Below are 619 nucleotides of genomic sequence, written 5' to 3' on the forward strand. Positions count from 1 at the left end.
TTCCATATACATCTGCCATAACTCACCCGTGCTTAAAACTGGATCACGAGTCTGATCCAGTTTTTGATCCACTTTGGGCTTATAGGCTTCCAAGCTCACGTCAAAATGACCCGCCGCCATGTCCGTTTCAATCTTGGCCGCTAATGCCCTGGTGGGCTTAATCTGCCCATGCCCCACCGCTAACCCGTATCGCTTGCCCTGATAGCTCCACCGCAACCAGTACAACCCATCCCGGCTGTAAATCGCTACCTTACCCTTACCACCCGCCTGCACTAACTCCATTTCTCTGATCCAGTTTTGATCCAGTTTTGATGCTTCTATCTTACTCTAACTGCTCTTTTCTGCTCTCAACTGCTCAGGTGTGTACTGCTGGGATAACGGTGGAATCGGGCTTGTGGCGGGTGAAGTTGGCTATTTATCGGAATCGGAGCGGCGGGATTTGAACCCACGACCCCCACTACCCCAAAGTGGTGCGCTACCAAGCTGCGCTACGCCCCGGCTCTACCCTTATCATCATAACGTAAACCCCACCCTTGCCAGTACCCCACCCCGTCCTTTACACTGTTACACGTAGTCGTTATGAGTTTGTTTTACCATGGGCACCCCTGTTGTGGAAAAT

General features: G+C 51.7%; 1 protein-coding gene and 1 tRNA gene. Both read right to left on the minus strand.

The genetic code is table 11. The features are described from left to right. Nucleotides 1–282 (minus strand): hypothetical protein (locus NZ772_19455; GenBank protein MCS6815733.1); only part of this gene is annotated, 282 nt, incomplete at its 3' end. Nucleotides 283–424: 142 nt separating this feature from the next. Next, nucleotides 425–498: transfer RNA gene (locus tag NZ772_19460), tRNA-Pro, on the minus strand. Nucleotides 499–619 lie beyond the last annotated feature (121 nt).

The sequence above is a fragment of the Cyanobacteriota bacterium genome, from assembly GCA_025054735.1.
Lineage (GTDB): Bacteria > Cyanobacteriota > Cyanobacteriia > SKYG9 > SKYG9 > SKYG9.